A 24,919-nucleotide genomic window follows, 5' to 3' on the forward strand; every position below is an offset into this window, starting at 1 on the left:
GACGCGACCGAGTTCAAAAGTATACTTCGGCAATGAATGCTGCTGTGCAGCATTCAGGCGCCGCTAAGCATGCTTGTGCATTTCGTCGTCAGGGCGTTACCCTCTGCGCCCTTTCCGTCGGGCCGGTAACTGCGACGGTCTTCGTAGTCTCTCGAGGTGATCCGCATGAAACACTCGAAATGGATTCCTGTCGCGATCTGCGCGCTCGGTCTACTGCTGACCACGGGCGCCTACGCGCGGGACGAGAAGAAGCCGAACGACTATCCGAACGCGACGCGTCAGGAACCCAAGCCGGACATGTCCTCCAGCGAGCAGCGCGACCTGAGCAAGGCCGCCGACCTCGTCAGTGACGACAAGGGCGCCGAGGCGCAGCCGCTGGTCGAGAAGATCATCGGCAACGCGCGTGCGAGCAAGTACGCGTCCTCGTTCGCGCACCAGCTGCTCGGCCAGATCTACTACGACCAGGACAAGACCGCCCAGGCGCAGACCGAGTACAAGAAGGCGCTGGAGATCGACGGCCTGCCGAACGCGCAGCACTTCTCCATCCTCTACAACGTCGCCCAGCTGCAGCTGCAGGACGAGAAGTATCAGGAAGCCCTCACGACGCTGGACCAGTGGGAGAAGCTGACCGGCAAGCAGACGCCGGAAGAGCTGGCGGTCAAGTCCAACGCCTACTACCGCCTCGAGCAGTACCAGCAGGCCATCGACACGATGAAGAAGGCGATGTCCATGACGGACAAGCCGAACGACAGCTGGACGCAGATCCTGATGGCCAGCTACTTCGAGCTGAACCAGTACGATCAGGCCGCGCAGATCGTGCAGCAGCAGATGGCCAAGGATCCGACCAACAAGAAGCTGCTGAACCAGCTCGCCACTATCTACATCCAGGGCGACAAGACCCAGCAGGCGCTCGACCTGATGGCGAAGGCGAAGTCCCAGGGCCTGATCACGACCAACGACGACTACCTGCAGCTGACCAAGCTGTACGCCTCGGCCGACAAGCCCAAGGAAGCCGCCGACACGCTCAAGGAAGGCTTCGCCAAGAACATCGTGCAGCCCTCCTACGACGCCTACAAGCTGCTCGGCGACGTGTGCACGCAGTCCGAGCAGGACGACTGCGCCGTCGACGGCTACTCCAAGGCCTCGCCGATGGCCAAGGACGGCAACGTCGACTTCCAGCTCGGCTACCTCTACTACTACTCGGACAAGTCCAAGGACGCCGTCGACTCGCTGACCAAGGCGATCTCGCGCGGCAGCCTGCGCCAGGAAGGCGAGGCCTACCTGCTGCGCGGCGACGCGCAGAACGATCTGAACCAGAGCGCCGCCGCGATGGCCGACTGGCAGAAGGCGGCCGGGTTTCCGAGCACCAAGACCATGGCCGAGCAGCGCATCAAGGCGGCCAAGGGCGGCGTGAAAATCCAGCGCGCGCCGAAGAAGAAACAATAGCGTCGATTTACTGAAGTCGTTCCGGAATACCATCGCCCCGCAGGCGTCGGCGTTCACGGAAGGGGCCTTCCTGAAAGCTCAAGGGACCGTCGTGCGACGGTCCCCGAAATTCTCGGGGAATGCCGGTTCGGGAGGCATCGTGCCGATGCGCAAAAAGCGCAACGGCAATGCCGTCGCGTGACGAAACACAACGCAATGATCATGTGCTATTCGACGATCGCCATGCGCTTGTCGTAGGGGCATCGGGTGTTGTACCGTGCTCCGCTCCCTCGACTGGACCCATGCGGTCCGGGGGGTGAAACGAAAGCAGAAACGTCGTCGAGCAGCCGCTAAAGACTTACCTGGTCAAACACTGATGGCAGACAATTCTCAATCGCGCGGCGACTCTTCTTTCAGCTGGCGGCGTGTCACGGCTTTTACCTGCGCATTCGCGCTGCATCTGTTCGCTTTCGCGGTGATGCTGACTCCGGTCGCGCCGCCGCCGCCGAAAGAGAAATCCCTGGACAAGAAGGTGATGGTGGAGTTCATCGAACCGCCGCCGCCACCCCCGCCGCCGCCGCCGCCGCCGCCGGAGCCGCCGAAGAAGCCGCCGCCGAAGGTGGTCGAAAAGGTGCAGCCGCCGCCGAAGGCGCCGCCGCCGCCGCCGGCTCCGGTCGTCGTCGAGGAAGCCTCGCCGATGTCCACTCCGGCCCCGCCGCCGGCTCCGCCCGCGCCGCCGGCTCCGCCCGCGGATATCGCGCCGAGCGAGAACATCAGCTACCGTAAGATGCGTCCGCCGAAGTATCCGCCCCAGGCGGTGCGTCAGCGGCAGCAGGGCAAGGTCATGCTGAAGGTGCTGGTCGGCCTCGATGGCACGCCGGAAGAAGTCACGGTCGAAAAGTCCAGCGGTTCGCGTTTGCTGGATCAGGCCGCGATCGACGCAGTGAAGACCTGGAAATTCAATCCGGGTTCGAAGGGTGGGCAGCCCAGTCGCGGGTATGCCTTGGTTCCCATTGAATTCAATCTGAGTGAGTAAGGGTAGCGCCATGCAGCAAGATCCGTCCCAGACCCCAGCGGCCCAACCGGCTGCCATCCCCGGTGGCGGCGGCAATGCCGCTGCCATGAGCCAGATGGGCTTCAGCGATCTGATCCACAACTTCGACGCTCTGGGTTGGATCGTGTTCATCACGCTCTGCCTGATGTCGATCATGTCGATCTACTTCATCGTGGCGAACTTCCTGCGGAACGCGATGATTCGCGGCCGCATGGATCGCGTCATCAACACGTTCTGGGAAACGCCCTCGGCGCAGGACGCCGTGCGCTTCCTCGAAGAACAGCCCAAGGGCGAACCGTTCTCGAAGATCGCTCTCGACAGCGCTTCGGCCGCGGCCCACCACCAGCGCAACGAGGGCAGCCGCCTGGTCGAGGCGCTGAACCGATCGGAGTTCATCGATCGCGCCCTGCGTCAGGCCGTCGCCCGCGAAAGCCTGCGTCTGGAAGGCGGCATGACGGTGCTCGCGACGGTCGGCTCGTCCGCCCCGTTCGTCGGTCTGCTCGGCACGGTGTGGGGCATCTACCACGCGCTGATCAAGATCGCCGCGTCGGGCAACGCCTCGATGGAAGCGGTGGCCGGTCCGGTCGGCGAGGCGCTGATCATGACCGCGTTCGGTCTGTTCGTCGCCATCCCGGCGGTGCTCGCGTACAACTTCTTCGTGCGCCAGAACCGCGTGATCTACGCGAAGTTCGACGAGTTCGCGCATGACCTGCACGATTTCTTCGCGACCGGTTCGCGAGTCGAAGGCGGCGTCGCGCCGGTTGCCGCGAGGAAGTAAGCCATGGCGATGAGCACAGGCGGTAGCGGCGGCGGCCCGATGGCGGAAATCAACGTCACGCCGCTCGTCGACGTGATGCTGGTGCTGCTGATCATCTTCATGATCACGGCGCCGCTGATGTCGCACAAGATCCAGATCAACTTGCCGCAGGCCAACCCGAACACGATCGACACCAATCCACCGGAGCCGATCGATCTCGCGGTGAAGGAAAACGGCGATCTGTACATGAACGACGAGCCGGTCACTTCGGCGATCCTCGAAGCGCAGCTGCGCGTCGCGGCGCAGAAGAACCCGCAGCCGGAACTGCAGATCCGCGCCGAGAAGACCACGCAGTACCAGAAGGTCGCCGAGGTCATGGCCGCCGCCAAGCGCGCGGGCATGGTCAAGATCGGCTTCCTGACCACCGGCGGCGACCAGTAATACCTGCTGCCGGAATCGATGCGAAGGGCGCCGCGCAAACGCGGCGCCCTTTTTTTTTGCGACGACGTTCGTCCCCCGGCGCCGCGATCGAGGCGCCGCGGGGTGGAGTCCGTTCGCGGGCGCCGCTCGCCGCGCTCGCGCAAGACCCGCACGCCACCGGCTCGGCGATCTCAAGAATTTCCTGAGGCGCACCGCGGCCGCCGAGGCGTAGCCTGTCCTCGCCGTTTCCCAACCCGAGGAGATTGCGCGATGAGCGTCCGTTCGCTGCAGAGCTATGCCCCGGCCCCGGTGCGCGCCGAGATCAACGTCACGTCCCTGATCGACGTCCTGCTCGCCCTGGTGCTGATCCTGATGGTGACCGCGCCGCTGGCGATGCACCGCATCCCGCTCCCGCTCGGCGCGAACGCCGGCGGCGCCGAGCCGAAGATCCTCGGCCTGTCGGTGAAGACCACCGGCGAGCTCTACCTCGACGGCAGCGCGGTCAGCCGTGCGCAGCTGTCCGCGGCCCTGGCGGGCGCGGCGGCCAGCGCGTCGCCGCCCGTGCTGGAGATCCGCCCCGAAGCGACCACACGCTACGACGAGGTCGCCGCCGTGCTCGCCCTGGCCAAGCGCAGCGGCCTGCCGGCGATCCGCATCGAGGGCACGCGCGCGGCGACGGCGGACTGATCGTCTACCGCGCGGCGGTGGCCTGCGCGAGGATCGCGAGGTAGTTGCGCACGGTCGCCGCCAGTCCGTCGTAGATCGCCTCGCCGATCAGCGCATGGCCGATCGAGACTTCGGCCAGAAACGGAATCGCGCGCACCAGCGCGCCGAGGTTGCGCTGATCGAGGTCGTGACCCGCGTTGACGCCGAGTCCGGCGGCGCGCGCCCGCTCGGCCGTGCGCACGCAGTCGTCCAGCGCGCGCGCGAAGTCGCCGTCGGCGAACGCGTTCGCGTACGGCTCGGTGTAGATCTCGATGCGGTCCGCGCCGATCTCGGCCGCACGCTCGACGTCGTCGACGCCGGCGTCGACGAACAGGCTGACGCGGCAGCCGATCGACTTCAGCTCGCGCACCAGCGGACGCAGGCGTTCGGCGTCGCGTGCCAGATCGAAGCCGTGGTCGGAGGTCAGCTGCGCATCGCCGTCGGGCACCAGCGTCGCCTGTGCCGGCCGCGCCGCGCGCACGAGTTCGACGTAGCCGGGATAGCTGCCGCGCGCGGGCGCGAACGGGTTGCCCTCGATGTTGTATTCCACAAGGCTCGCGCCGGCCCGCGAGGCGGCGGCGTTCGACGAAGCCAGCTCGGCGGCGATGCGTGGAACGTCGTCGGCGCGGATGTGCCGCTGGTCCGGACGCGGATGCACGGTGATGCCGTGGCATCCGGCCTGCATCGCCACACGCGCGGCGATCACCGGATCGGGCAGGGCGTGTCCGCGCGAGTTGCGCAGCACGGCGATCTTGTTGACGTTGACGCTGAGCGCGGTCATCGCAGGTCGCAAGCGGAGAGGACGCGCAGTATATCGGCGGCGACGTTCGCCGCTGTCGCGGAACGCTAGTCGCAGCTTTCCGGCGACGTCCGCCATACCACCGGCTCCCAGTACGCGCCGTCGCGCCACTCGTTGCGCTTGGCGTCGTCCAGGCGCGCGGCGACGAACAGGGTCGTGTTCGGCTCGACGTCGACCTCGAGCGTCTTGTGACGCGAATCGGGGCCGCTGTTGCGCAGGCGGTCGTTGAAGGCGAGGTAGCGCGACTCGATGCGCTCGGCGATCTTCAGCACGTGATGTCCGGCCGGCACCTCGTACGACTTCGAGCCTCCCGGCCCGGGCACGGCGCCGTCGATGCTGAGGATCTTCGCGGCGTGCAGCTGCTGCTGGCGCGGCGCGACGTCGAAGTCGCTGAGGCGGCCGCAACCCTGGGCCGCGGCGATCGGCGGCACCGCTGCCGGCGAGCCGGTGCTCGCCGCCGGCTTCGCGCCGCCGCCGATGGACAGATGCATCGCCGGCAGCTCGACGCTGGACAGCTTGCCGGAGAAGGTCTGCGTGCGGCCGTCGCGCCTGGCTTCGAAGACGAGCGGGCTGCCGTTGGGCAGTTCGTCGACGCTGCGGCGCAGGATCGCCGCGGCGCCGGCGACCCCGGCCAGGCGCGTGCCGTTCAGTGCCAGCAGCACGTCGCCCGCGCGCAGGCCCATGCGCTCGGCGCTGCCGCCCGGCGTCACCGCCAGCACGTGCAATCCGTCGTCTGCGGCGTGCGCGCTGTCGACCAGCAGGCCGAGATTGCTGACGCGCTGCGCCGGGGCATCGATGGCCAGGGAAATCTCCTGCGCGGAGCGGTCGCCGAACGCGCCGCTCTCGACCAGCTCGGCCACCAGGGCGCGCAGCTCCTCGCGCAGGCGCTGCTCGACGGCGGGGTTCGAGCCGCGCGTCGCCTCCGACGAGGCGGCCGTCCGCGCGCCGTCCTCGGCATTCGCGCCGCCGACGAGCGCGAACAGCATCGCCAGCGCCAGACACGGCACCCGCTTGCGCATTCCAGCTTCGTCGATCCTCATCGCCATCTCGTCACCTCGTCTCGTCAAATGCGCGTGACTCGCGTCGCGTCGTACGCACTCGCGTCCTGGAACCGCGCGATCAATCCGCGCAGAGCGTCATTGCGTTGTTTCCACAGCGGTTCGAGTTCCGTCGCCTCGGCGCCGCGGTCGTAGGCGGCCTGCAGCGCCGTGTCGATCGAGCGCAGCCGCGTCAGGCCGACTGCGACCGGCCGGCCACCGTCGGCCAGCTGCCGCCACTGCGCTTCCAGTGCCTGCGACTCGCGCTGCGCGTCGGCCCAGCTCGGACCCGCCGGCGGCGCCGGCCGCACCAGCAGTGCAGCCGCGATGCCGAGCAGGACGGTCGCCGCGGCCGCGAAGCTCCACTGCCGGACGCGTCGCCGCCGCACGTGCGCGGCCGCGATGCGCGACCACAGCGCCGGGTCCGGCTCGAACACCGGCAGCTGGCGCAGGTCCAGCTTCGGCTTGGGGAAAGCAGTCTCATGCATGGTCCATCGCCTCCGCCGATCCCGGGTCCGCCACGGCGTCGTTGAGCCGCTTCAGCGCGCGCGCCAGGATCGATTTCGAATAACTCTCGCTCTGACCGAACAGCTCCGCCATTTCCCGATGCGTATAGCCTTCGACCTCGTGCAGGATGACCACCGCGCGTGCGCGCGGCGGCAGCCGCATCAGGATCGCCCACGCGTCGGCGCGGTCCTCCGCATCCGTCGCCCGCGCCGGCATCGACTCGAACAGCGTGTCCGGATCGTCGTCGCGGAAGCGCTGGTGCGAGCGCAGCGCGTCGATCGTCGCGTTCGCCGTCATGCGCTTGAGCCAGGCGCCGAACGGCGCGTCGCCGCGGAACCCGCGCAGGCTGACCATCAGCTTGAGGAAGATTTCCTGCACGATGTCCTCCGCCGCAGCCGGCTCCCCCAGAACGCGCAGCGCCAGGTTGTAGCAGGCGCCGCCGAAACGGTCGTAGATGGCCGCGAACGCTGCCATCTCCCCTCTTCGGGCGCGTTCCAGCGTGACCCGGTCCAGCTCGAGTCCGAAGCCGGAAGGTGCACGAATCTCGCTCACAGAGCTGGGCTGTCCATCGGCCATTTCGCTCCCCAGGACGGCCCAAAGCCTGCCACCGTTGCAATCGGCGCGTTCATGCGGCCAATGTAAAGGACTGTAAGGAACGCGCCGCGCCGCGCCAGGCCAGCGCCCCGACCAGGCCGGGCGCCGGCTGCAGTGGGCACAGGCGCCACTGCGCCACCGGCCCGGCTTCGTCCGCGATCCGCTGCAGCGCGCCGACCTCGCCGTCGGCCCCGACCGCGAACGCCAGCCGGTCGAGACCGAAGTTCAGGCCTTGGCCAAGCGCCTTCAGTACGGCTTCCTTGCGCGTCCACAGCTGCAGGAAGCAGGGCAGGCGCGCGTGCGCCGGCAGGCGTTCCAGGGCGTCGGCCTCGTCCGCGGCGAAGAAGCGGCGCGCGATCTCGAGCAGGGAAAGGCGCCGCTCGTCGCGCTCGAGGTCGACCCCCAGCTCCTGCCCGCGCGCGAAGGCCAGCAGCACGTGGTGGCCGGCGTGGCTGAGGTTGAAATCCAGTCCCGTGTCCGCCGGCGCGTACGGCTTGCCGTGCGCGCCGCGCGCGATCTCGAGCGTGCGGTCCGTGCCGGCGTAGTCGCGCAGCAGCCGGTCGAGCGTGGCGCGCGCGGCGTCGGCGACCGCGCGCGGCATCGTCCCCGGGGCGAATTCCATCGAGCAGAGGTGGATCTCGTCCGCACCGAGCGGCGGCGGTCGGTCGCGGCGGACGAAGGCGTCGGCGGTCAGGGTCTGCATCGCGCCATGCTTGGCGGCGCGGCCGCGCGCGTCAAGCGGAACCGCGCGCCGCTCGGCTTAGAATGCCCCGTCGCTCCGGAGGTGCGCATGATCGCCGCTTGGCTGCTGATGCTGGTTTCCGTCTCGTACGTGGCCGCGCTGTTCGCGATCGCGTACTACGGCGACCGCCGGCCGCTGTATCCGGCGCGCGCGTGGCTGCGGCCGATCGTCTACAGCCTGGCGCTGGCGGTGTACTGCTCGTCGTGGACGTTCTACGGTGCGGTCGGCACCGCCGCTCGCGGCGGGCTGTCGTACCTGCCGATCTACGTCGGCCCGATCCTGCTGTTCGTGTTCGGCTTCGGCCTGCTCGAGCGCCTGGTGCTGGTGGCGAAGGAACGCAACGTCACCTCGATCGCGGACTTCATCGCCTCGCGCTTCGGCAAGTCGCACGCGCTGGCGGCGCTGGTCACGATCATCGCGGTGACCGCGGTGATCCCGTATCTCGCGCTGCAGCTGAAGGCGGTCGCGCTGAGCTTCGACGTGCTCTCCGGTGCGCCGAGCGCGGCGACGCCTCCGTTGTTCGGCGACAGCGCGCTGTACGTGGCCCTGCTGCTGGCGATCTTCGCGATCCTGTTCGGCACGCGCGGCATCGACGCGACCGAGCACCACCACGGCATGATGCTCGCCATCGCGGCGGAGTCGGTGATCAAGCTGCTCGCCTTCGTCGCGGTCGGCGTCTACGCGCTGTACGTCGGCGGCCGCTTCGAGACGATCGCCGCGCCGCTGGCGCGCATCGCCGACGACGGACTGCCGCCCGGCTTCATCGCGCAGAGCGTGCTCGCGTTCACGGCGATGTTCTGCCTGCCGCGGCAGTTCCAGGTCGCGGTGGTCGAATGCGAACACGCCGGCGACCTGCGCCGCGCGCGCTGGATGTTCCCGCTCTACCTCGTGATCGTCTCCGCGCTGGTGCTGCCGATCGCCACCGCCGGCATGCAGGCGGCGCAGGGCAGCAAGGTCGCCGCCGACGCCTACGTGCTGTGGCTGCCGCTAGCGCACGACAATCCGTGGCTGGCGATCTTCGCCTACATCGGCGGCTTCTCCGCCGCCACCGGCATGGTCATCGTCGCCTCGGTCGCGCTGTCGACGATGGTCAGCAACGACCTGGTCATGCCGGCCCTGCTGCGCGTGCGCGCGCTCAAGCTCGAGCAGCGCACCGATCTGTCCTCGATCGTGCTCGGCGTGCGCCGGGTGACGATCGTCGCACTCGGCCTGCTCGCCTTTCTCTACTACCGCTTCAGCACGCAGGCGCAGAACCTCGCCGCGATCGGCCTGCTCTCGTTCGCGGCGGTGGCGCAGTTCGCGCCGGCGATCGTCTGCGGCCTGTACTGGCGCGGCGCGAGCCGGCTCGGCGTGATCAGCGGCCTGCTCGCCGGCTTCGCCGTCTGGGCCTACACCCTGCTGCTGCCCTCGCTCGCCGTCGCCGGCTGGCTGCCGATCGCCTGGGTCGAGCACGGCCCGTACGGCGTCGCCTGGCTGAAGCCGCACGCGCTGTTCCTGCTCAGCGGCTGGGAGCCGGTCACGCACGGCGCGTTCTGGTCGCTGCTCGCCAACGTCGGCTGCTGCGTGTTCGTCTCGCTGCGTTTCCGCCCCGGCGTCGAGGAACGCCTGCGCGCGGCCGCCTTCCTCGATCCTTATGCAACGCGCGCCGTCGGCATCGGCGAATGGCAGGGCCGCGTGCGCGTCGCCGATCTCGCCGCGATCGCCGAACGCATCGTCGGCGAGAAGCTCGCCGCGCGCGCGTTCGGCGAATACGCCGAGGCGACCGGCAAGCCGCTCGCACCGGAAGCCTCGGCCGAGCGCGCGTTGGTGCAGCACACCGAGCGCGTGCTCGCCGGCGCGATCGGCGCCGCCTCGGCGCGGCGCATGCTGACCAGCGCGCTGCGCGGCACCGGCCTGGACCTGTCCGAAGCGGCGACCCTGCTCGACGAGACCTCGCAGGAGCTGCGCTTCAACCGCGAGCTGCTGGCGGTCACGTTCGACAACATGCTGCAGGGAATCAGCGTGGTCGATCGCGAGCTGCGCATCGTCGCCTGGAACCGGCGCTACCTCGACCTGTTCGACTACCCGGACGGCTTCGTCTACGTCGGCCGCCCGGTCGCCGACCTGATCCGCCACAACGCCTCGCGGCGCCTGCTCGGCGACGGCGACATCGAGACGCAGATCGAGCGCCGACTCGCGCACCTGCGCGCCGGCACGCCGCACGTGTTCGTGCGCGAGCGCCCCGACGGTCGCGTGATCGAGACGCGCGGCGAGCCGCTGCCGGGCGGCGGCTACCTGACCACCTTCAGCGACATCACCTCGTACAAGCACGTCGAGAACGCGTTGCGCGAGGCGAACGAGACGCTCGAGCAGCGCGTCGCGCAGCGCACCGGCGAACTCGAGCACGCCCTGCTCGCCGAGCAGCGCGCGGTGCGCCAGGCGGAGTCGGCGAACCAGTCGCGCACGCGCTTCCTCGCCGCCGCCAGCCACGATCTGCTGCAGCCGCTGAATGCCGCGCGCCTGTTCACCTCCGCCCTGCGGCACCAGCCGCTCGACGACGAAAGCGGACGCCTCGCCGAACGCATCGACACCGCGTTCAAGGCGGCCGAGGACCTGCTCGACGCGCTGCTGGAAGCCTCCAGGCTCGAGGCGGGCAAGTACCAGGTCGACGTTTCCGACTTCGCGCTCGGCGGGTTGATCGAATCGCTGCAGCAGCAGTTCGGCGTGCTCGCCGCCACGCGCGGACTGAAGCTGCGCTTCGTCGCCACGCACGCATGGGCGCGCAGCGATGCGCAGCTGCTGCGCCGCATCCTGCAGAACTTCCTCGCCAACGCGCTGCGCTACACGCGCAGCGGCGGCGTGGTCTGCGGCGTGCGCCGTCACGGTGCGAACCTGCGCATCGAGGTCTGGGACAGCGGTCCCGGCATCGCCGACGACCAGCTCGGCCACGTGTTCGACGAATTCCGCCGCGGCAGCCACGTGTCGCCGTGGGGCGAGAAGGGCATCGGACTGGGCCTGGCGATCTGCGAGCGCATGGCGCGCCTGCTCGGTGCGAGCATCGGCGTGCGGTCCGTGCAGGGACGCGGCAGCGTGTTCTTCGTCGAGGTGCCGCGCGCCGCGGCGCAGGCCGGTGCACCGCAGGACCGTCCGGCCGCCGACGAGCCGACCGCGCTCGACGGCAGCCTGCACGCGCTGTGCCTCGACAACGATCCGGCGATCCTCGACGGCATGTCGGCGTTGCTGACGCGCTGGGAGATCTCCTGCGACCTCGCCGCCACGCTCGACGAGGCGCTCGCGGCCGCGCGCCGCCGCCGCCCGGACCTGCTGCTGGTCGACTTCCACCTCGACGCCGCGCAGGACGGACTCGAAGCGCTCGGCGCCCTGCGCAACGCCTGCAATCCGCCGCCGCCCGGTGCGCTGATCACTGCCGACACCAGTGCGGAACTGGCTGTGCGCGCCCGTGCGCTCGGCTACGCGCTGCTGCGCAAGCCGGTCAAGCCGGCGGCGCTGCGGGCGTTGATCATGCAGCTCGGGCGCAGCACCGAGAGAAGAACCGCGTAGTCGCAGGCTTTGCCGTTCCCGGCGATTGGCGAAGGCACCGCGCCGTCCTGTCGACGGGTCACAGGGTCGACATCTCGACGAAGCAGGATGCGAAATGAATCACGCACGACGAGCAGCCACTGGGCGACATTGCCCGGCCGGGAAGTCTTTGACGCGATGAACAGGAAAGGCCCCAGGGGAAAATCGATGCAGGGCAGCGGGTAGGGGATTACTCCAAGGAGAAGTTCATGAAGAAGTTGACGCTTGCAGTACTGGCGGCGCTCGCGATGCCGACCGCCTCGTTTGCCGGAAATTTCCTCACGTACGAAGGTCATCCGGTTCGCGAAGGGGAGTACATCGTCGTTTTCGAATCCAGCCTCGAAAAGGCCGCGGCGGCTGAAGCCGCCATTCTTGCGCTGGCCGAAAGGAACGTGATCAAGATCGATCAGCGGTGGGAAACCGCGCTGCACGGAATGGCGATCTCCAACGTCGACGAGGCCACGGCCAGGGAAATCGCCGCCACCGAAGGTGTCGAGTCGGTGGAGCAGAATGCGGTCGTCTATCCGAGCACCACTCAGCTGAACGCGCCGCCCCAGCTGGACCGGATCGACCAATACGATCTGCCGACCGACGGAAAGTTCGTCTTTGGCCCGGGTGGAACCGGTGTTCACGCCTACGTTCTCGATACCGCCATCCGAACCACGCACAACGACTTCCGGCCTTACGGAAATCCGACGGGGCCGAGCCGCGCCACCAATGATGTCGATATCCGCGGGCAGGGGTTCGCGCCGGGAAGACATGGCACGCTGATCGCGTCTGTTCTGGGTGGAGTGACCAGTGGAGTCGCCAAGAGCGTCCGGATACACGGGGTAGTTATCAGCAATCCAACTGACAGTACCAGTAGTGACGCATGGTTGCTTGGAGGAATAGATTGGGTTGCCCAGAATGCAATCCGCCCCGCTGTGGCCAATGTCAGTTTCATATTTCCACCACATCAGGGAGCGGCCATTAAATCGGCCTTGGAAAATCTTGTGAGCACGGGAATATTCGTGGCGGCGGCAGCGGGGAACGGAGGGGTAGGGGACGCATGCGCAAGTCCAATAGGAGGTGCTAGCGGAGTTTATACCGTGGCCGGAATTACGGATGCCGACGAAAGCTGGAATTTCCAATTTCCTACCAATGGAGGCTCACCCACCGGGCCCTGCATTTCAGCCTACGCGAGAGTTATCGTGATTGGGGCCGGGCCAGGCTCCGACAACAGCTATGTCACTGGTATAGGAACATCATATGCCGCACCGGTCGCGGCAGGCATCGCAGCCCAACTCCGTCAAGACTTTCCTTACGTAGCGGTGACGTCAATCATTTCGGAAATGAACGGGCACGCAATTCAGGGCCGGGTTACCGACATTCCGGCGACACCGGCCGGCACGCCCAACCGCATCCTCAAGAGTTATTGATCCGACGTTCTACCGGAGTACGGCACAAGGACGTGCCGTACTGCAGCTTCAGTTCGCGGACTTTCCCGTGACCAGCTGTTCCGCCAGCGCCGCCTCGAGACCGCCGTCGCGGCTGACGCGCAGCCGTTCCAGCTCCGCGCGCGACCACTCGTGCACGAGCCGGCCTTCGTGCAACAGCGACACGCGGTCGGCCCAGTGCTCGGCGATGTCGAGCGCATGCGTGGCCAGCAGCACGCCGCAGCGGCCGGCGTCGACGCGGGCGCGCAGGTGGCGCTTGAGCAGCAGGCCGCTGGCCGGGTCGAGGCCGTTGAAGGTTTCGTCGAGCACGATCAGCTCGGGCTCGCCGAGCAGGGCGAGCAGCACGCCGAGCTTCTGCCGCGTGCCGTAGGACATCAGCGCGACGGCATCGTCGAGCCACGGCGCCAGGCGCAGTGCCTCGGCGAGTTCGAGCACTTCCGCATCGATCGACGCCAGACGCTTCGCTGCGGCCTGCACGGCCAGGCATTCGCGCGCGCTCAGCAGCGGCGGCAGCCGTTCCGGCGCGACCGCGTAGCCGAGCTTCGTCTTCGCCGCGACGGCTTCGGTGACGATCGAATGCCCGCCGACGCGCACCGTCCCGGATGTGGGAGCCAGCCGGCCGACGCAGACGTCGAGCAGGGTGCTCTTGCCGCTGCCGTTCGCGCCGAGCAGGGCCAGCCATTCGCCGCGTGCGACGCGAAGGTCGACGTCGCGCAGCACGACGCGCTCGCCGTAGCCGGCGCGCAGGGCCGAGATTTCCAGCACGGCGTCGCTCATGCGCGCCTCGCGCGCTGCACGTCGCGCCACCACAGCAGCGGCAGCGCCACCGGCAGCAGCCACCACGCGCTGCCGAGCAGGGCGAGCATGGCCAGCGCGATCGCGATGCGCTCGCCGCGCGCACGTTCGGGTCGATGGCGCGAGGCCAGCGCGTGGCCGATCGCGGTGACGCACCAGGCCGAGGCGACACCGGCGAAGGCGAGGGCGGCGATCGGCGAAGCGCCGAGCAGCGCCAGCAGCAAGGTGGCGATCGCAATCGCCGCCGCCAGCGCGATGCCGCTGCGCAGGCACAGCGATCGCGCGAACGTGCCGAGCGGCAACGGTGTCGCACGCGTCCATGCGGCGGCGGCGGGAATCGTCGCGAGCAGCGCCAGCAGCAGGGAATGCGCCGCGATCAGGCTCGCCGCCAGCAGCACGATCAGCACGGCGACGAACGGCGGTATGCCCATCGGCAGCATCAGCAGCACGCCGGCGACCAGCTGCGCGTGCTGGCGCGGGTTCGCGTCGGCCAGCAGGCGCGCGAACGGCCAGCGCGCGAGCGCGCCGAGGCCGGCCGCGTTCGATGCCGCCCTGCGTCGCGCCGACAGGCGTGGCAGGGCGACGGTCGCGACGGCGTCCGCGCGTGCACCGGAACGCCATCCGGCCAGCGTGCCGAGGGCGAGGCCGGCACCGGCCAGCGCGAGGGTCTGCGAAGCGTCGGCGCCGCTGGCGGCCATCGCGGCGAGCAGTACGGCGGGGATCGCGACGAGCGGCGGCACCACGCGCCAGGCCACCGCACGACGCGTCGCGGCGTGCGTCTCGCGTGCGTCGATCGGCGCCGTCGCCAGCCACGATTTCGCCAACGTCTGCTGCGTGCGCCGGCGCGCGTTGCGCGTCAGGCTCCAGGCGAGCGCGAAACCGGCGACGCCGACCGCGAGCGGCTGGTCGTGCAGCAGGGCGAGCAGGGCGCCGCCATCGGCCTGCAGGCGGCGCCACGCGACCCACGCCACCGCGACGGCCAGCACGCCGGCCAGCGCGAGCAGCGGCTTGTGCCGCAGCCAGTACCGGCGTCGCGCATTCGCCAGCAGTCGAGCCTGCAGCCGCAGCGCCGGCGCCGGCGCGGTCTGGAGCGAGGGAGAGGGCATCGGACATTCCTCGGCGGACGCCCGACTACGATAGCGCCGCGCGCGCCGAGTTCAGTGCGGCCCGTTGGTGAGCATCGCGTCGCCGCCGGCCAGCGCATCCGCGTCGACCGCGAGATGGCTGGCGAGCAGGGCGACCTGGGTGCGGTTGGAAACGCCGAGCTTGCGCATGATCGCGGTCATGTGTGCCTTCACCGTCGCCTCGGAAACGCCCAGTTCGTAGGCGATCTGCTTGTTGAGCAGGCCTTCGGCGATCATGTTCAGCACGCGGAACTGCTGCGGCGTCAGCTGCGCGACCTGCGCGGCGACGTCGGCTTCGGCCGGCTTCAGCGCCGTGCCGCCGCCGCGCACCGCCGCCGGCACCCACAGATCGCCGCCGAGCACCTTGCGCACGGCTTCGACGATGGTCTCCACCGACGCTGATTTGGGGATGTAGCCGGAGGCGCCGTGCGCGATCGCGCGGCGGATCACCTGCGCCTCCTCGTGCGCGGACACGACCACGATCGGCAGGCCCGGATGCTGCGCGCGCGTGTGCACCAGCGCCGAGAATCCGCTCGCGCCGGGCATGTGCAGGTCGAGCAGCAGCAGTTCGACGTCCGCGTGCGCCTCGATCGCCGCGTGCAGGGCGGCGACGCCGTCGACTTCGTGCAGCACGGCGCCGGGCAGGGCTTGCAGCACGGCGCGCTTGAGCGCATCGCGGAACAGGGGATGGTCGTCGGCGATCAGGATTTCGCGCATCGACGCGTTCGCCCTCCATGACGGCAGGACCGCAGCTTGCCGGCTGCGGCCCTGCGAGGCAATTCGACTTTCGGTCAGGCGGCCGCAACCGTCTCCGTGGCGCGCCTCAGCGCGCCAGGCGTTCGTCGACGAGGTTCTGCACCACGCCCGGATCGGCCAGGGTCGAGGTGTCGCCGAGCTGGTCCGGCGCGTTCTCGGCGATCTTGCGCAGGATGCGGCGCATGATCTTGCCCGAGCGCGTCTTCGGCAGCCCTGATGCCCACTGCAGGAAATCCGGCGAGGCGATCGGCCCGATCTCCTTGCGCACCCAGGCGACGAGTTCCTTGCGCAGTTCCTCGCTCGGCGTCTCGCCGGCCTTCAGCGTGACGTAGGCGTAGATGCCCTGGCCCTTGATGTCGTGCGGACAGCCGACCACCGCCGCCTCGGCGACCTTCGGGTGCGCGACCAGGGCGCTCTCGACCTCGGCCGTGCCCAGGCGATGGCCGGAGACGTTGATGACGTCGTCGACGCGGCCGGTGATCCAGTAGTAGCCGTCCGCGTCGCGTCTTGCGCCGTCGCCGGTGAAGTACATGCCCGGATAGGTCTTGAAGTAGGTGTCGATGAAGCGCTGGTGGTCGCCGTACACCGTGCGCATCTGTCCCGGCCACGAATCGGTGATGACCAGGTTGCCCTCGGTGGCGCCGTCGAGGATCGCGCCCGCGGCGTCCACGATCGCCGGCTTCACGCCGAAGAACGGCAGCGTGGCCGAGCCGGGCTTCTGGTCGATCGCGCCGGGCAGCGGCGTGATCAGGATGCCGCCGGTCTCGGTCTGCCACCAGGTGTCGACGATCGGGCAGCGGCCGTCGCCGACCACGCGCCAGTACCACTCCCAGGCTTCCGGGTTGATCGGCTCGCCGACTGAGCCGAGCAGGCGCAAGCTCGCGCGCGAGGCCTTCTTCACCGGCGCCTCGCCTTCGCGCATCAGCGCGCGGATCGCCGTCGGCGCAGTGTAGAACAGCGTCACCTGGTGCTTGTCGACGACCTGCCAGAAGCGTGAGGAGTCCGGATAGTTCGGCACGCCTTCGAACATCAGCGTGGTCGCGCCGTTGGCGAGCGGCCCGTACAGCAGGTAGCTGTGGCCGGTGACCCAGCCGACGTCGGCGGTGCACCAGTAGACGTCGTCCTCGCGCAGGTCGAACACGCATTCGTGCGTGTAGCTGGCGTAGACCAGGTAGCCGCCGGTGCTGTGCAGCACGCCTTTCGGCTTGCCGGTCGAGCCGGACGTGTAGAGGATGAACAATGGATCCTCGGCGCCGACCGCGACCGGTTCGTGTTCGGCCTTCTGGCCGTCCATCAGCGCCGACCACCAGCGGTCGCGCGGCGCCTGCATCGCCACCGCACCGCCGGTGCGCTTCACCACCAGCACCGTCTCGACGCTGTTGGTGCCGGGACGCTGCAGCGCCTCGTCGACGTTGATCTTCAGCGCGACCTTCTTGCCGCCGCGCAGGCCTTCGTCGGCGGTGATGACGAGCTTGCACTGCGAATCGGCGATGCGGCCGGCCAGGGAATCCGGCGAGAAGCCGCCGAACACCACCGTGTGCACGGCGCCGATGCGCGCGCAGGCGAGCATCGCCACGGCCGCCTCGGGAATCATCGGCAGGTAGATCGCGACGCGATCGCCCTTCTTCACGCCGAGGTTAGTCAGCAGGTTGGCCGCCTTGCACACCTCGGCGTGCAGCTCGCGGTAGCTGATGCGGCGCGATTCGTTCGGATCGTCGCCTTCCCACACGATCGCGGTCTTGTCGCCGCGCGCGGCGAGGTGACGGTCCAGGCAGTTCGCGGCGAGGTTGAGCTGTCCGTCCTCGTACCAGCGGATGCGGAAGTCGTCGACGTCGAAGGAGACGTCCTTGACCTTCGTGTACGGCCGGGTCCAGTCCAGCCGCTGGCCGATGCGGCGCCAGAACCCCTCCGGGTCGCGCACCGATTCGGCGTAGTCGCGCTCGTAGGCGGCCTTGTCGACGCGCGCTCGTGCGGCGAATTCGGGCGAGACGGGGTGCAGGGTCGACATGGGTTCTTCTCCTGATCTTCCTATCGCAACGACATTTCAGTTCGCCTCTCCCGCTTGCGGGAGAGGCCGCGCCGCAGGTGCGGGTGAGGGGTGCATCGCGAAACGTTCCGCGCTCTTCCCCTCATCCGCCCCTTTCGGGGCACCTTCTCCCGCGAGCGGGAGAAGGAAAGCGCAGACGACTCGACAGGGAGGTTCGATGCGAGCCGGACGGATGTTTGCAGTTCAGCACGGACGGCCAGTTTGCCACGGGCTCCGCGTGCGGCGGGGTAGCGGCGGGATTCGACTTTGGTCGTGGGCGCGACCAATGGCGAATGGTCGCACCGCGGCCGGCCGCGCAAGCTCGACGGCGTTGCTTGGCTGATCGGGAGGGATGGCGATGACCGCATGCTCCGGCCTCAAGAAGACCGCACTCGCGCTGGCCTGTTGCCTGGCCTTGCCGAGCGTGGCGCTGGCCGATTCGAAACGCGAGGCGGCACTCGAGAAACGCGTGAGCGACCTCGAGCGCCAGCTGCAGGAACTGTTGACCGAGGTGAAGGCGCAGCGCAACGCGCCGCCGCAGATCGTGCAGGCGCCGCCACCCCCGCCACCCCCGGCGCCGCCCGCACCGGCGAAGGAAGCGCCGCCGACCTTCACCACGGCGCCCGGTCTTTCGGTCGCCTTCCACGGCTTCGTCAGCGCGACTGCGTTCACCCAGGACCGCAGCTTCCGCTTCGGCAACGGCCAGAACGCCGAGACACCCGTCCCCGGTTCGGACGGCCGCACCAGCGGCTTCGACATCCGCAACACGCGTTTCTGGCTCGACATCACCGGCGCCAAGTTCGACGAGAACTGGAGCGGCGGCGGTCGCATCGAGATGGACTTCTTCGGCGGCTTCAACGGCACCGGCGCCTACAGCCGCCAGCAGCCGGTGCCGCGCCTGCGCCAGGCCTACATCGATCTGGACAATCCCTCCAGCGGCAGCAAGGTGCGCATCGGCCAGCAGTGGGACCTGATGTTCCCGATCGACAACGTGCCGACCTCGCTGTCGCACCTGGCCTTTCCGCTCGGCTTCGGCGCCGGCTTCGTCGGCTGGCGCTTCCCCGGCGTGGTCTGGATGCAGGACCTCAACCATGGCTCGGAAGGCACCAAGTGGCGCGTCGACGTCGGCGCGTTCGACGGTTCCTGGAACGGTCCGGGCGACAACCTGAACTACCTCTCCGGCGGCAACGCCGACTTCCAGCCGCAGGTCGAGGCGCGCCTGCGCGCGCAGGGCGACACCTGGCTCGCCTACGCCGCCGGCCACTACAGCAAGGTCGACCTGCGCGGTGTCGACGGCAACGCGCCGGTGCCGGTCAAGTCGAGCCTGAAGAGTACCGGCGGCGAGATCGGCGGCATGTGGAAGCCGGGGCCGTGGAACTTCAAGGCGCTGGTCTACGCCGGCAAGGGCATGGGCCAGATCTTCGGCAACCTGTCGCAGTTCGGCGACATCGGCGAGGTCGGCGGCTTCGCCCAGGTCGGCTACAGCTTCACCAAGCACTGGAGCGCGAACGCGTTCTACGCCTACCAGAAGTCCGACGAGGACGACGTGATCCGCTGGCTCGGCAACGGCTCGACCGGCCTGCTCAAGAACCGCCAGGCCGCGCTCGGCGTGCAGTACGCGAGCGGTCCGTACCAGCTCGGCGTCGAATGGCTGTACGACAAGGTCGATTCGACCAGCGACGGCATCGCGCGCAAGACCACCAGCGGCAACCAGCTCAGCCTGAGCGCGCTGTACACGTTCTGATCAACGGCGATCCAGTCGCCCACCGAGGGGGAAACACAGCATGGCCACCGTTGCATCTTCGATCCCGTCCGGCGGCGGGCTGGGCACCAGCCACCGGCGCGTCATCGTCGCCTCCAGCCTCGGCACGGTGTTCGAGTGGTACGACTTCTACCTCTACGGCTCGCTCGCCGCGATCATCGGCAAGCAGTTCTTCGGCGGGTTGAACGACACCAGCCAGTTCATCTTCGCCCTGCTCGCGTTCGCCGCCGGCTTCGCCGTGCGGCCGTTCGGCGCGCTGGTGTTCGGGCGACTGGGCGACATGATCGGGCGCAAGTACACCTTCCTGATCACGATCGTGATCATGGGCCTGTCGACCTTCCTCGTCGGCGTGCTGCCCAGCTACGCGACGATCGGCATCGCCGCGCCGGTAATCCTGATCACGCTGCGCCTGCTGCAGGGCTTGGCGCTCGGCGGCGAGTACGGGGGCGCGGCGACCTACGTCGCCGAACACGCGCCGAACGGCAAGCGCGGCCTGTACACCAGCTTCATCCAGACCACCGCCACGCTCGGCCTGTTCCTGTCGCTGCTGGTGATCTGGGGCTGCCGCAACTACCTCGGCAAGGACGCGTTCGAGGACTGGGGCTGGCGCATTCCGTTCTGGGTTTCGGTGGCCCTGCTCGGCGTGTCGGTGTGGATCCGCATGCAGCTCAACGAATCGCCCCTGTTCCAGCAGATGAAGGCCGAGGGCAAGCAGTCGAAGGCGCCGATCACCGAGAGCTTCTTCTCCAAGAACGGCAAGATCGCGCTGCTCGCGCTGCTCGGCGCGACCGCCGGCCAGGCGGTGGTCTGGTACGGCGGCCAGTTCTACTCGCTGTTCTTCCTGACCAAGACGCTGGGCATGGATCCGAACCAGGCCGACATCTTCATCGCGATCGCGCTGGCGCTCGCCACGGCCGGGTTCATCTTCTTCGGCTGGCTGTCGGACCGGATCGGCCGCAAGGTCATCGTGCTCGGCGGCTGCCTGCTCGCGGTGGTCACCTACTTCCCGGTGTTCAAGGGACTCACGCACCACGTCAACCCGGCGCTCGAAGCCGCGGTGGCGGCGGCGCCGGTCACCGTCACCGCGGACCCCGCGCGCTGCGCATTCCAGTTCGACCCGGTCGGCAAGGCCACCTTCAAGCAGTCCTGCGACATCATCAAGTCGGCGCTGGCGAAGAAGGGCATTCCGTACGTCAACGCGCCGGGAGCGGCCGGCAGTGTCGCCACGGTCGCCATCGGCGGCGCCACGCTGAACAGCTTCGAGGGCGCCGCGCTGTCGAAGGAGGAATTCAAGACGCAGTCCGACGCGTTCGGCAAGCAGCTCTCCGATGCGTTGAAGAATGCGGGCTATCCGTCCGCAGCCAATCCGGCGCAGATCAACGCGACGATGACGGTCCTGCTGCTGACCTACCTCGTGCTGCTGGTCACGATGGTGTACGGACCGATCGCCGCGTGGCTGGTCGAACTGTTCCCCACGCGCATCCGCTACACCTCGATGAGCCTGCCGTACCACATCGGCAACGGCTGGTTCGGCGGCTTCCTGCCGTTCACCGCGTTCGCCATCGTCGCCGCCACCGGCAACATCTACAGCGGCCTGTGGTATCCGGTGATCGTCGCCGCGATGACCTTCGTCATCGGCCTGCTGTTCCTGCCCGAGACCAAGGACGTCGACATCACGAAGTAGTTCGCGCGAGGCGATCGCGCAAAGAAAAAGGGCCGGATCGGATCCGGCCCTTTTTCATGTGCAACGCCGAAAACTCAGGTCGCGCGTTTGAACAACCCGATCAGGAACAGCAGGATCACGGCGCCGATCAGCGCGTTGATGATCGCGGCGACGAAGCCGCCGCCGATGTTGAGGCCCACCTGCGGCAGCAGCCAGCCGGCGATGAACGCACCGACGATGCCGACGACGATGTTGCCGACCAGTCCGAAACCATGCCCCTTGACGATCTGCCCCGCGAGCCAGCCCGCCACCGCACCCACGATCAGGAAGACGAGAATCGATTCGATGCCCACGCCAACCTCCCTCTATGATGTCGCGCCATGCGACCGCATGGATTGTGCCGTAGTCCAATGACGGGCGCATGGTGCGGCGCCGCGAGGGACGGCTTCCGATCGTCGCCTCGCGGGCCGCATCCGGGCCGCGCCGGCGCAATCAGCGCCCGGCGTCGTCGGCGCCCTCGGCGAAAACTTTGGTGACGCCGCCCGAGGCCGGCTTCCGCGCGGCGCCGTAGCGCTTCCCGAGCGCGGCCAGTTCGTCGACCGAGGCCATCGCCGTGTCCGGCCGCGCGTTCGAGGCGATGCGGTCGGCCGCCAGCGAGAAGATGAAGCCGACTACCCCGACCAGGCTCGACAGCAGGGCGAGGCCGAGCACGGCCGGCGACTTCGTCGTGAACACGAGCGCAAGGCCGAGCACGGCCAGGACGAGCACGATCCAGCGGAACATGGGGCGGGGGCGGTTCGTGGCGGAGGCGCCACGCTAGCAGAAACCCCGCCCGGCCCGGCGCCGCCGATCGGCCCGATTGCGCCGGTCGCTGCAACGGATCGTTAAGCTCGTCCGTCGTAGGATCGCCTGTCGCGGAGGACCCCCCCCAATGGACGCACTGTCGCAACTCGCGCTCGCCGGTGGCCTGGCCTGGGCCAGCGGCATCCGCCTGTACGTGACGATCTTCATCGTCGGTCTGCTCGGCCGCTACGGCTACCTGCACCTGCCCGAGCCGCTGCTGGTGCTGCAGCACACCTGGGTGCTGGCCGCGGCCGGCATCATGGCGACCGGCGAATTCCTCGCCGACAAGCTGCCGGGCTTCGACTCGGTCTGGGACGCGCTGCACACGTTCATCCGCATTCCCGCCGGCGCATTCCTCGCCTGGGGCGCGATGGGCGATTCGACGCCGGCCATGCAGATGGCGGCCGGCATCGTCGGCGGCCTGATCACCAGCGGCACGCATCTGGCCAAGAGCGGCGGCCGCGCGGCGATCAACACCTCGCCCGAGCCCTTCACGAACTGGACCGCCAGCGCGGGCGAGGACGGACTGGCGCTGGGCGTGCTGTTCCTCGCCGTGCAGCATCCGCTGATCCTGCTCGTGGCGCTCGCGGTGTTCCTGCTCGTGCTGGTGTGGTGCCTGCCGAAGCTGTTCCGCTTCCTCGCGCGCGTGCTGCGCTTCCTCAACGGCCGCGACACCGCCGCGCTGCCGAGCCCGACGCCGCGCTAGCGCGGTCTGCGTGCCGTCAGTGCACGGCGCGTGCGGCGACGACGACGCCGTCGCGGTCGGCGTAGAGCCACGCGCCCGGCGCGAAACGCACGCCGGCGAATTCGACGACACGGTCAGCCTGGCCCGAATGCAGGCCCTTCTCGCTGCGGCGCGGGTGCGCCGCCAACGCCTTGACGCCGAGCGCCAGCGCGGCGAGTTCGGCGCGGTCGCGCACGCAGCCATTGACGAGAAGGCCGGCCCAGCCGTTGCGCACGGCCAGTTCCCCGAGCTGGCCGCCGACCAGCGCGCAGCGCAGCGAACCCCCGCCGTCGACGACCAGCACGCGGCCTTCGCCGGGACGCTCCAAGGTCGAGCGCACCAGCGCGTTGTCCTCGAACACCTTCAGCGTCGCGATCGGGCCATGGAACGCGGTCGCGCCGCCGAAGTCGTCGAACACCGGCGCGCAGACCTGCAGGTCCGGATGCGCGTCGCACAGATCGGTCGTGGCAGGCATGCGCGGTACTCCCGTGGGGCTTGGACGAACGCATTCTATTCGCCGCCGGCGCGACGCCGGATGAGGCATTTCGCGACCGGCTTACGCCCATGGCGGACGAGGCGCGGCGACACCGGCGCCGATTCGTCCACATCAGCCAAGGGGACTTCGATGAAACTTTCCGCTTCCTCCACGCCGGCGCGCGCAGTCGCGCGCGCGGCATTCTCGCTGCTCGCCTGCGGCTGCGCCGCCGCCGCGACGGCCAAGGGCGTGCTCACCGCGGCGCTGCCGGACGCGCCGGCGGCGACGCCGACCCAGGTCATCTCCACGCCGGACGGCCCGCTGTGGCAGATCCATCTGGGCAACGAACTGAGCGCGCAGATCGCGCACATCGGCGACATTTCCTACCAGACCTATCCGCCCGGCGTGGCGCCGGGCGATTTCGGCACCTTCCTGGTCGTCGGCGACCAGCTGTACGCGCCGGACTTCGCCGGCCACGGCCAGACCGCGACGGGGAACATCGGGCCGTACACGCCGTTCACGCCGCAGAGCCAGAGCGCGGTCACCGGCACCGGCTCGGAGCTGGACCCGTACAAGGTCGTCACCGTGGTGCGCGCCGGCAACACCGGCCTGGAGCTGACCCAGGTCGACACCTACGTGCACGCCTACGAGTCGTACCGCACCGACGTCACGATCCGCAACACCGGCACCAGCACCGTCTCGGCGATCCTCTACCGCGCGATGGACTGCTACCTCGGCGGCAGCGACGCCGGCTACGGCCGCGTCGACGGCAACAAGATCGCCTGCAAGGCCAATCCCACCAGCGGCGCGCCCGACCGCATCCAGCAGTTCGTGCCGCTGAGCGGCAGCGCCAGCTACTACGAGGCGCACTATTCGCAGGTCTGGGAAGCGATCGGCACGCACCAGCCGTTCAACAACACCTGTCCGGGCTGCACGCAGGAAGTCGACAACGGCATGGGCATCAGCTGGAACGTCGCCGTTCCGGCCGGCGGCAGCGCGACGCGATCGCATCTGACCCTGCTCACCGTCGGCGACACCGCCACCTGCGGGCCGACGACGGTGTCCACCGGCATCCTGCCGCTGACCGCCGGGATGAACCAGCCGATCTTCTTCTCGGCGCGCGCGAGCATCCACTACCCGTTCACCGGCACGATGACCTTCCTCGCCGACGCCGGCTCGGGCGCGTCGATCGCGTGCAGCACCGCCATGAGCGACGTGAGCGCCTCCTGCCGGCACACGCTGGCGCCGGGCATCTACCAGGTCGTCGCGCAGTACTCGGGCGACGGCTTCAACCCGCCGGGCTGTTCGCCGCCGCAGACCGTCGCCGTCGTCAACGGCGATCCGACCGATCCCACCGTAATCTCGGTGCTGATGACCTCGCCGAACGCGATGCAGGGCCAGCCGGTCACGCTCACCGCGAGCATCGTCGCCGCCGGCGGAGCCCGGCTTGCGGGCGCCGCGCCGCTGGACGACGGCTACGTCACGTTCGCGCTCGGCGACAACGAGCTCGCCGACCGGCCGATCGCCGGCGGCGCCGCCTCGTACACGACCGTCTTCCCCGGCGGCAGCTTCCCGATCACCGCTCGCTATTCGGGCAATGCGCAGTACATCGCCAACCAGGACACCGTGACGGTGCAGGTGTCGACGCCGCAGGACGGCATCTTCTACGGCGGCTTCGACTTCGGCGTCCCGCCGCAGTAGGCAGGGCCGCAGCGTC

At 68.9% G+C, this 24,919-nt stretch carries 23 protein-coding genes; 11 read left to right on the top strand and 12 right to left on the bottom strand.

Going from position 1 to position 24,919, the window contains the following annotated elements; genetic code table 11:
* Positions 1 to 165 precede the first annotated feature (165 nt).
* From ACFO6Q_RS06235 to ACFO6Q_RS06255, 5 genes are all read left to right on the top strand, one after another.
* Entirely contained in the window at positions 166 to 1,446 is a 1,281-nt protein-coding gene (locus tag ACFO6Q_RS06235; protein ID WP_380019719.1) for a tetratricopeptide repeat protein, read from the top strand.
* A 256-nt stretch (positions 1,447 to 1,702) separates the two neighbouring features.
* Positions 1,703 to 2,461: an energy transducer TonB gene (locus tag ACFO6Q_RS06240; RefSeq protein ID WP_380019720.1), complete on the top strand. Its 759-nt coding sequence runs from the start codon at positions 1,703 to 1,705 to the stop codon at positions 2,459 to 2,461.
* An 85-nt stretch (positions 2,462 to 2,546) separates the two neighbouring features.
* Positions 2,547 to 3,257 (top strand): MotA/TolQ/ExbB proton channel family protein, encoded by a 711-nt coding sequence (locus ACFO6Q_RS06245; RefSeq protein ID WP_291183140.1) that lies wholly within the window; start codon positions 2,547 to 2,549, stop codon positions 3,255 to 3,257.
* Between the two features lie 3 nt (positions 3,258 to 3,260).
* The gene (locus tag ACFO6Q_RS06250) at positions 3,261 to 3,677 is read left to right on the top strand and encodes an ExbD/TolR family protein (RefSeq protein WP_380019722.1); all 417 of its coding nucleotides are present in this window, start codon (positions 3,261 to 3,263) and stop codon (positions 3,675 to 3,677) included.
* 249 nt (positions 3,678 to 3,926) lie between these two features.
* On the top strand, positions 3,927 to 4,343 hold the full coding sequence (locus tag ACFO6Q_RS06255; protein ID WP_380019723.1) for an ExbD/TolR family protein: 417 nt from the start codon (positions 3,927 to 3,929) through the stop codon (positions 4,341 to 4,343).
* A 4-nt stretch (positions 4,344 to 4,347) separates the two neighbouring features.
* On the opposite strand, the gene ACFO6Q_RS06260 is transcribed toward ACFO6Q_RS06255, so the two are convergent.
* The 5 genes from ACFO6Q_RS06260 to ACFO6Q_RS06280 form a co-directional block, all read right to left on the bottom strand.
* A complete protein-coding gene (locus ACFO6Q_RS06260) occupies positions 4,348 to 5,142 on the bottom strand; it encodes a pyridoxine 5'-phosphate synthase (RefSeq protein WP_380019724.1) in 795 nt (264 codons plus the stop codon).
* Positions 5,143 to 5,207: 65 nt separating this feature from the next.
* Entirely contained in the window at positions 5,208 to 6,200 is a 993-nt protein-coding gene (locus tag ACFO6Q_RS06265; RefSeq protein WP_380019726.1) for a PDZ domain-containing protein, read from the bottom strand.
* 23 nt (positions 6,201 to 6,223) lie between these two features.
* The gene (locus ACFO6Q_RS06270) at positions 6,224 to 6,685 is read right to left on the bottom strand and encodes a hypothetical protein (RefSeq protein ID WP_380019727.1); all 462 of its coding nucleotides are present in this window, start codon (positions 6,683 to 6,685) and stop codon (positions 6,224 to 6,226) included.
* Positions 6,678 to 7,178, bottom strand: a complete 501-nt coding sequence (locus ACFO6Q_RS06275; RefSeq protein ID WP_380019728.1) for an RNA polymerase sigma factor — start codon at positions 7,176 to 7,178, stop codon at positions 6,678 to 6,680. Before ACFO6Q_RS06275 ends, ACFO6Q_RS06270 begins: the two co-directional genes overlap by 8 nt.
* Before the next feature lie 151 nt (positions 7,179 to 7,329).
* Entirely contained in the window at positions 7,330 to 8,001 is a 672-nt protein-coding gene (locus ACFO6Q_RS06280) for a 4'-phosphopantetheinyl transferase family protein (RefSeq protein WP_380019729.1), read from the bottom strand.
* An 87-nt stretch (positions 8,002 to 8,088) separates the two neighbouring features.
* Between ACFO6Q_RS06280 and ACFO6Q_RS06285 the strand changes: the two genes are divergently transcribed.
* Positions 8,089 to 11,580, top strand: a complete 3,492-nt coding sequence (locus tag ACFO6Q_RS06285) for a hybrid sensor histidine kinase/response regulator (protein WP_380019730.1) — start codon at positions 8,089 to 8,091, stop codon at positions 11,578 to 11,580.
* Positions 11,581 to 11,807: 227 nt separating this feature from the next.
* Positions 11,808 to 13,016 (top strand): S8 family serine peptidase, encoded by a 1,209-nt coding sequence (locus ACFO6Q_RS06290; protein WP_380019731.1) that lies wholly within the window; start codon positions 11,808 to 11,810, stop codon positions 13,014 to 13,016.
* Between the two features lie 48 nt (positions 13,017 to 13,064).
* On the opposite strand, the gene ACFO6Q_RS06295 is transcribed toward ACFO6Q_RS06290, so the two are convergent.
* The 4 genes from ACFO6Q_RS06295 to acs all read right to left on the bottom strand — a co-directional run bounded on the left by ACFO6Q_RS06295 (position 13,065) and on the right by acs (position 17,717).
* Positions 13,065 to 13,811 carry an ABC transporter ATP-binding protein gene (locus ACFO6Q_RS06295; protein ID WP_380019732.1) on the bottom strand — a complete coding sequence of 249 codons (747 nt, stop codon included), beginning with the start codon at positions 13,809 to 13,811 and terminating at the stop codon, positions 13,065 to 13,067.
* The gene (locus ACFO6Q_RS06300) at positions 13,808 to 14,935 is read right to left on the bottom strand and encodes a hypothetical protein (RefSeq protein WP_380019733.1); all 1,128 of its coding nucleotides are present in this window, start codon (positions 14,933 to 14,935) and stop codon (positions 13,808 to 13,810) included. Before ACFO6Q_RS06300 ends, ACFO6Q_RS06295 begins: the two co-directional genes overlap by 4 nt.
* Before the next feature lie 51 nt (positions 14,936 to 14,986).
* The gene (locus ACFO6Q_RS06305) at positions 14,987 to 15,670 is read right to left on the bottom strand and encodes a response regulator transcription factor (RefSeq protein ID WP_380019734.1); all 684 of its coding nucleotides are present in this window, start codon (positions 15,668 to 15,670) and stop codon (positions 14,987 to 14,989) included.
* Positions 15,671 to 15,776: 106 nt separating this feature from the next.
* Positions 15,777 to 17,717, bottom strand: a complete 1,941-nt coding sequence (acs, locus tag ACFO6Q_RS06310) for an acetate--CoA ligase (RefSeq protein ID WP_380019735.1) — start codon at positions 17,715 to 17,717, stop codon at positions 15,777 to 15,779.
* A 376-nt stretch (positions 17,718 to 18,093) separates the two neighbouring features.
* Here acs and ACFO6Q_RS06315 point away from each other — a divergent pair, with 376 nt between their 5' ends.
* Positions 18,094 to 19,479: a hypothetical protein gene (locus ACFO6Q_RS06315; RefSeq protein ID WP_380019736.1), complete on the top strand. Its 1,386-nt coding sequence runs from the start codon at positions 18,094 to 18,096 to the stop codon at positions 19,477 to 19,479.
* A 40-nt stretch (positions 19,480 to 19,519) separates the two neighbouring features.
* Positions 19,520 to 21,181 carry an MFS transporter gene (locus ACFO6Q_RS06320; RefSeq protein ID WP_380019737.1) on the top strand — a complete coding sequence of 554 codons (1,662 nt, stop codon included), beginning with the start codon at positions 19,520 to 19,522 and terminating at the stop codon, positions 21,179 to 21,181.
* A 74-nt stretch (positions 21,182 to 21,255) separates the two neighbouring features.
* Here the strand turns inward: ACFO6Q_RS06320 and ACFO6Q_RS06325 are convergent, their stop codons facing one another.
* Positions 21,256 to 21,513 carry a GlsB/YeaQ/YmgE family stress response membrane protein gene (locus ACFO6Q_RS06325; protein WP_380019738.1) on the bottom strand — a complete coding sequence of 86 codons (258 nt, stop codon included), beginning with the start codon at positions 21,511 to 21,513 and terminating at the stop codon, positions 21,256 to 21,258.
* A gap of 139 nt (positions 21,514 to 21,652) precedes the next feature.
* Positions 21,653 to 21,943, bottom strand: a complete 291-nt coding sequence (locus ACFO6Q_RS06330) for a hypothetical protein (RefSeq protein ID WP_380019739.1) — start codon at positions 21,941 to 21,943, stop codon at positions 21,653 to 21,655.
* A 148-nt stretch (positions 21,944 to 22,091) separates the two neighbouring features.
* Between ACFO6Q_RS06330 and ACFO6Q_RS06335 the strand changes: the two genes are divergently transcribed.
* Entirely contained in the window at positions 22,092 to 22,709 is a 618-nt protein-coding gene (locus ACFO6Q_RS06335; RefSeq protein WP_380019740.1) for a DUF4126 domain-containing protein, read from the top strand.
* A gap of 16 nt (positions 22,710 to 22,725) precedes the next feature.
* On the opposite strand, the gene rraA is transcribed toward ACFO6Q_RS06335, so the two are convergent.
* Positions 22,726 to 23,202 carry a ribonuclease E activity regulator RraA gene (gene rraA, locus ACFO6Q_RS06340; RefSeq protein WP_380019741.1) on the bottom strand — a complete coding sequence of 159 codons (477 nt, stop codon included), beginning with the start codon at positions 23,200 to 23,202 and terminating at the stop codon, positions 22,726 to 22,728.
* 150 nt (positions 23,203 to 23,352) lie between these two features.
* On the opposite strand from rraA, the gene ACFO6Q_RS06345 reads away from it, so the two are divergent.
* The gene (locus ACFO6Q_RS06345) at positions 23,353 to 24,903 is read left to right on the top strand and encodes an Ig-like domain-containing protein (protein ID WP_380019742.1); all 1,551 of its coding nucleotides are present in this window, start codon (positions 23,353 to 23,355) and stop codon (positions 24,901 to 24,903) included.
* Positions 24,904 to 24,919: the final 16 nt, after the last annotated feature.

The sequence above is a fragment of the Dokdonella ginsengisoli genome, assembly GCF_042652785.1.
In the GTDB taxonomy this organism is placed as follows: Bacteria; Pseudomonadota; Gammaproteobacteria; order Xanthomonadales; family Rhodanobacteraceae; genus Dokdonella_A; species Dokdonella_A ginsengisoli.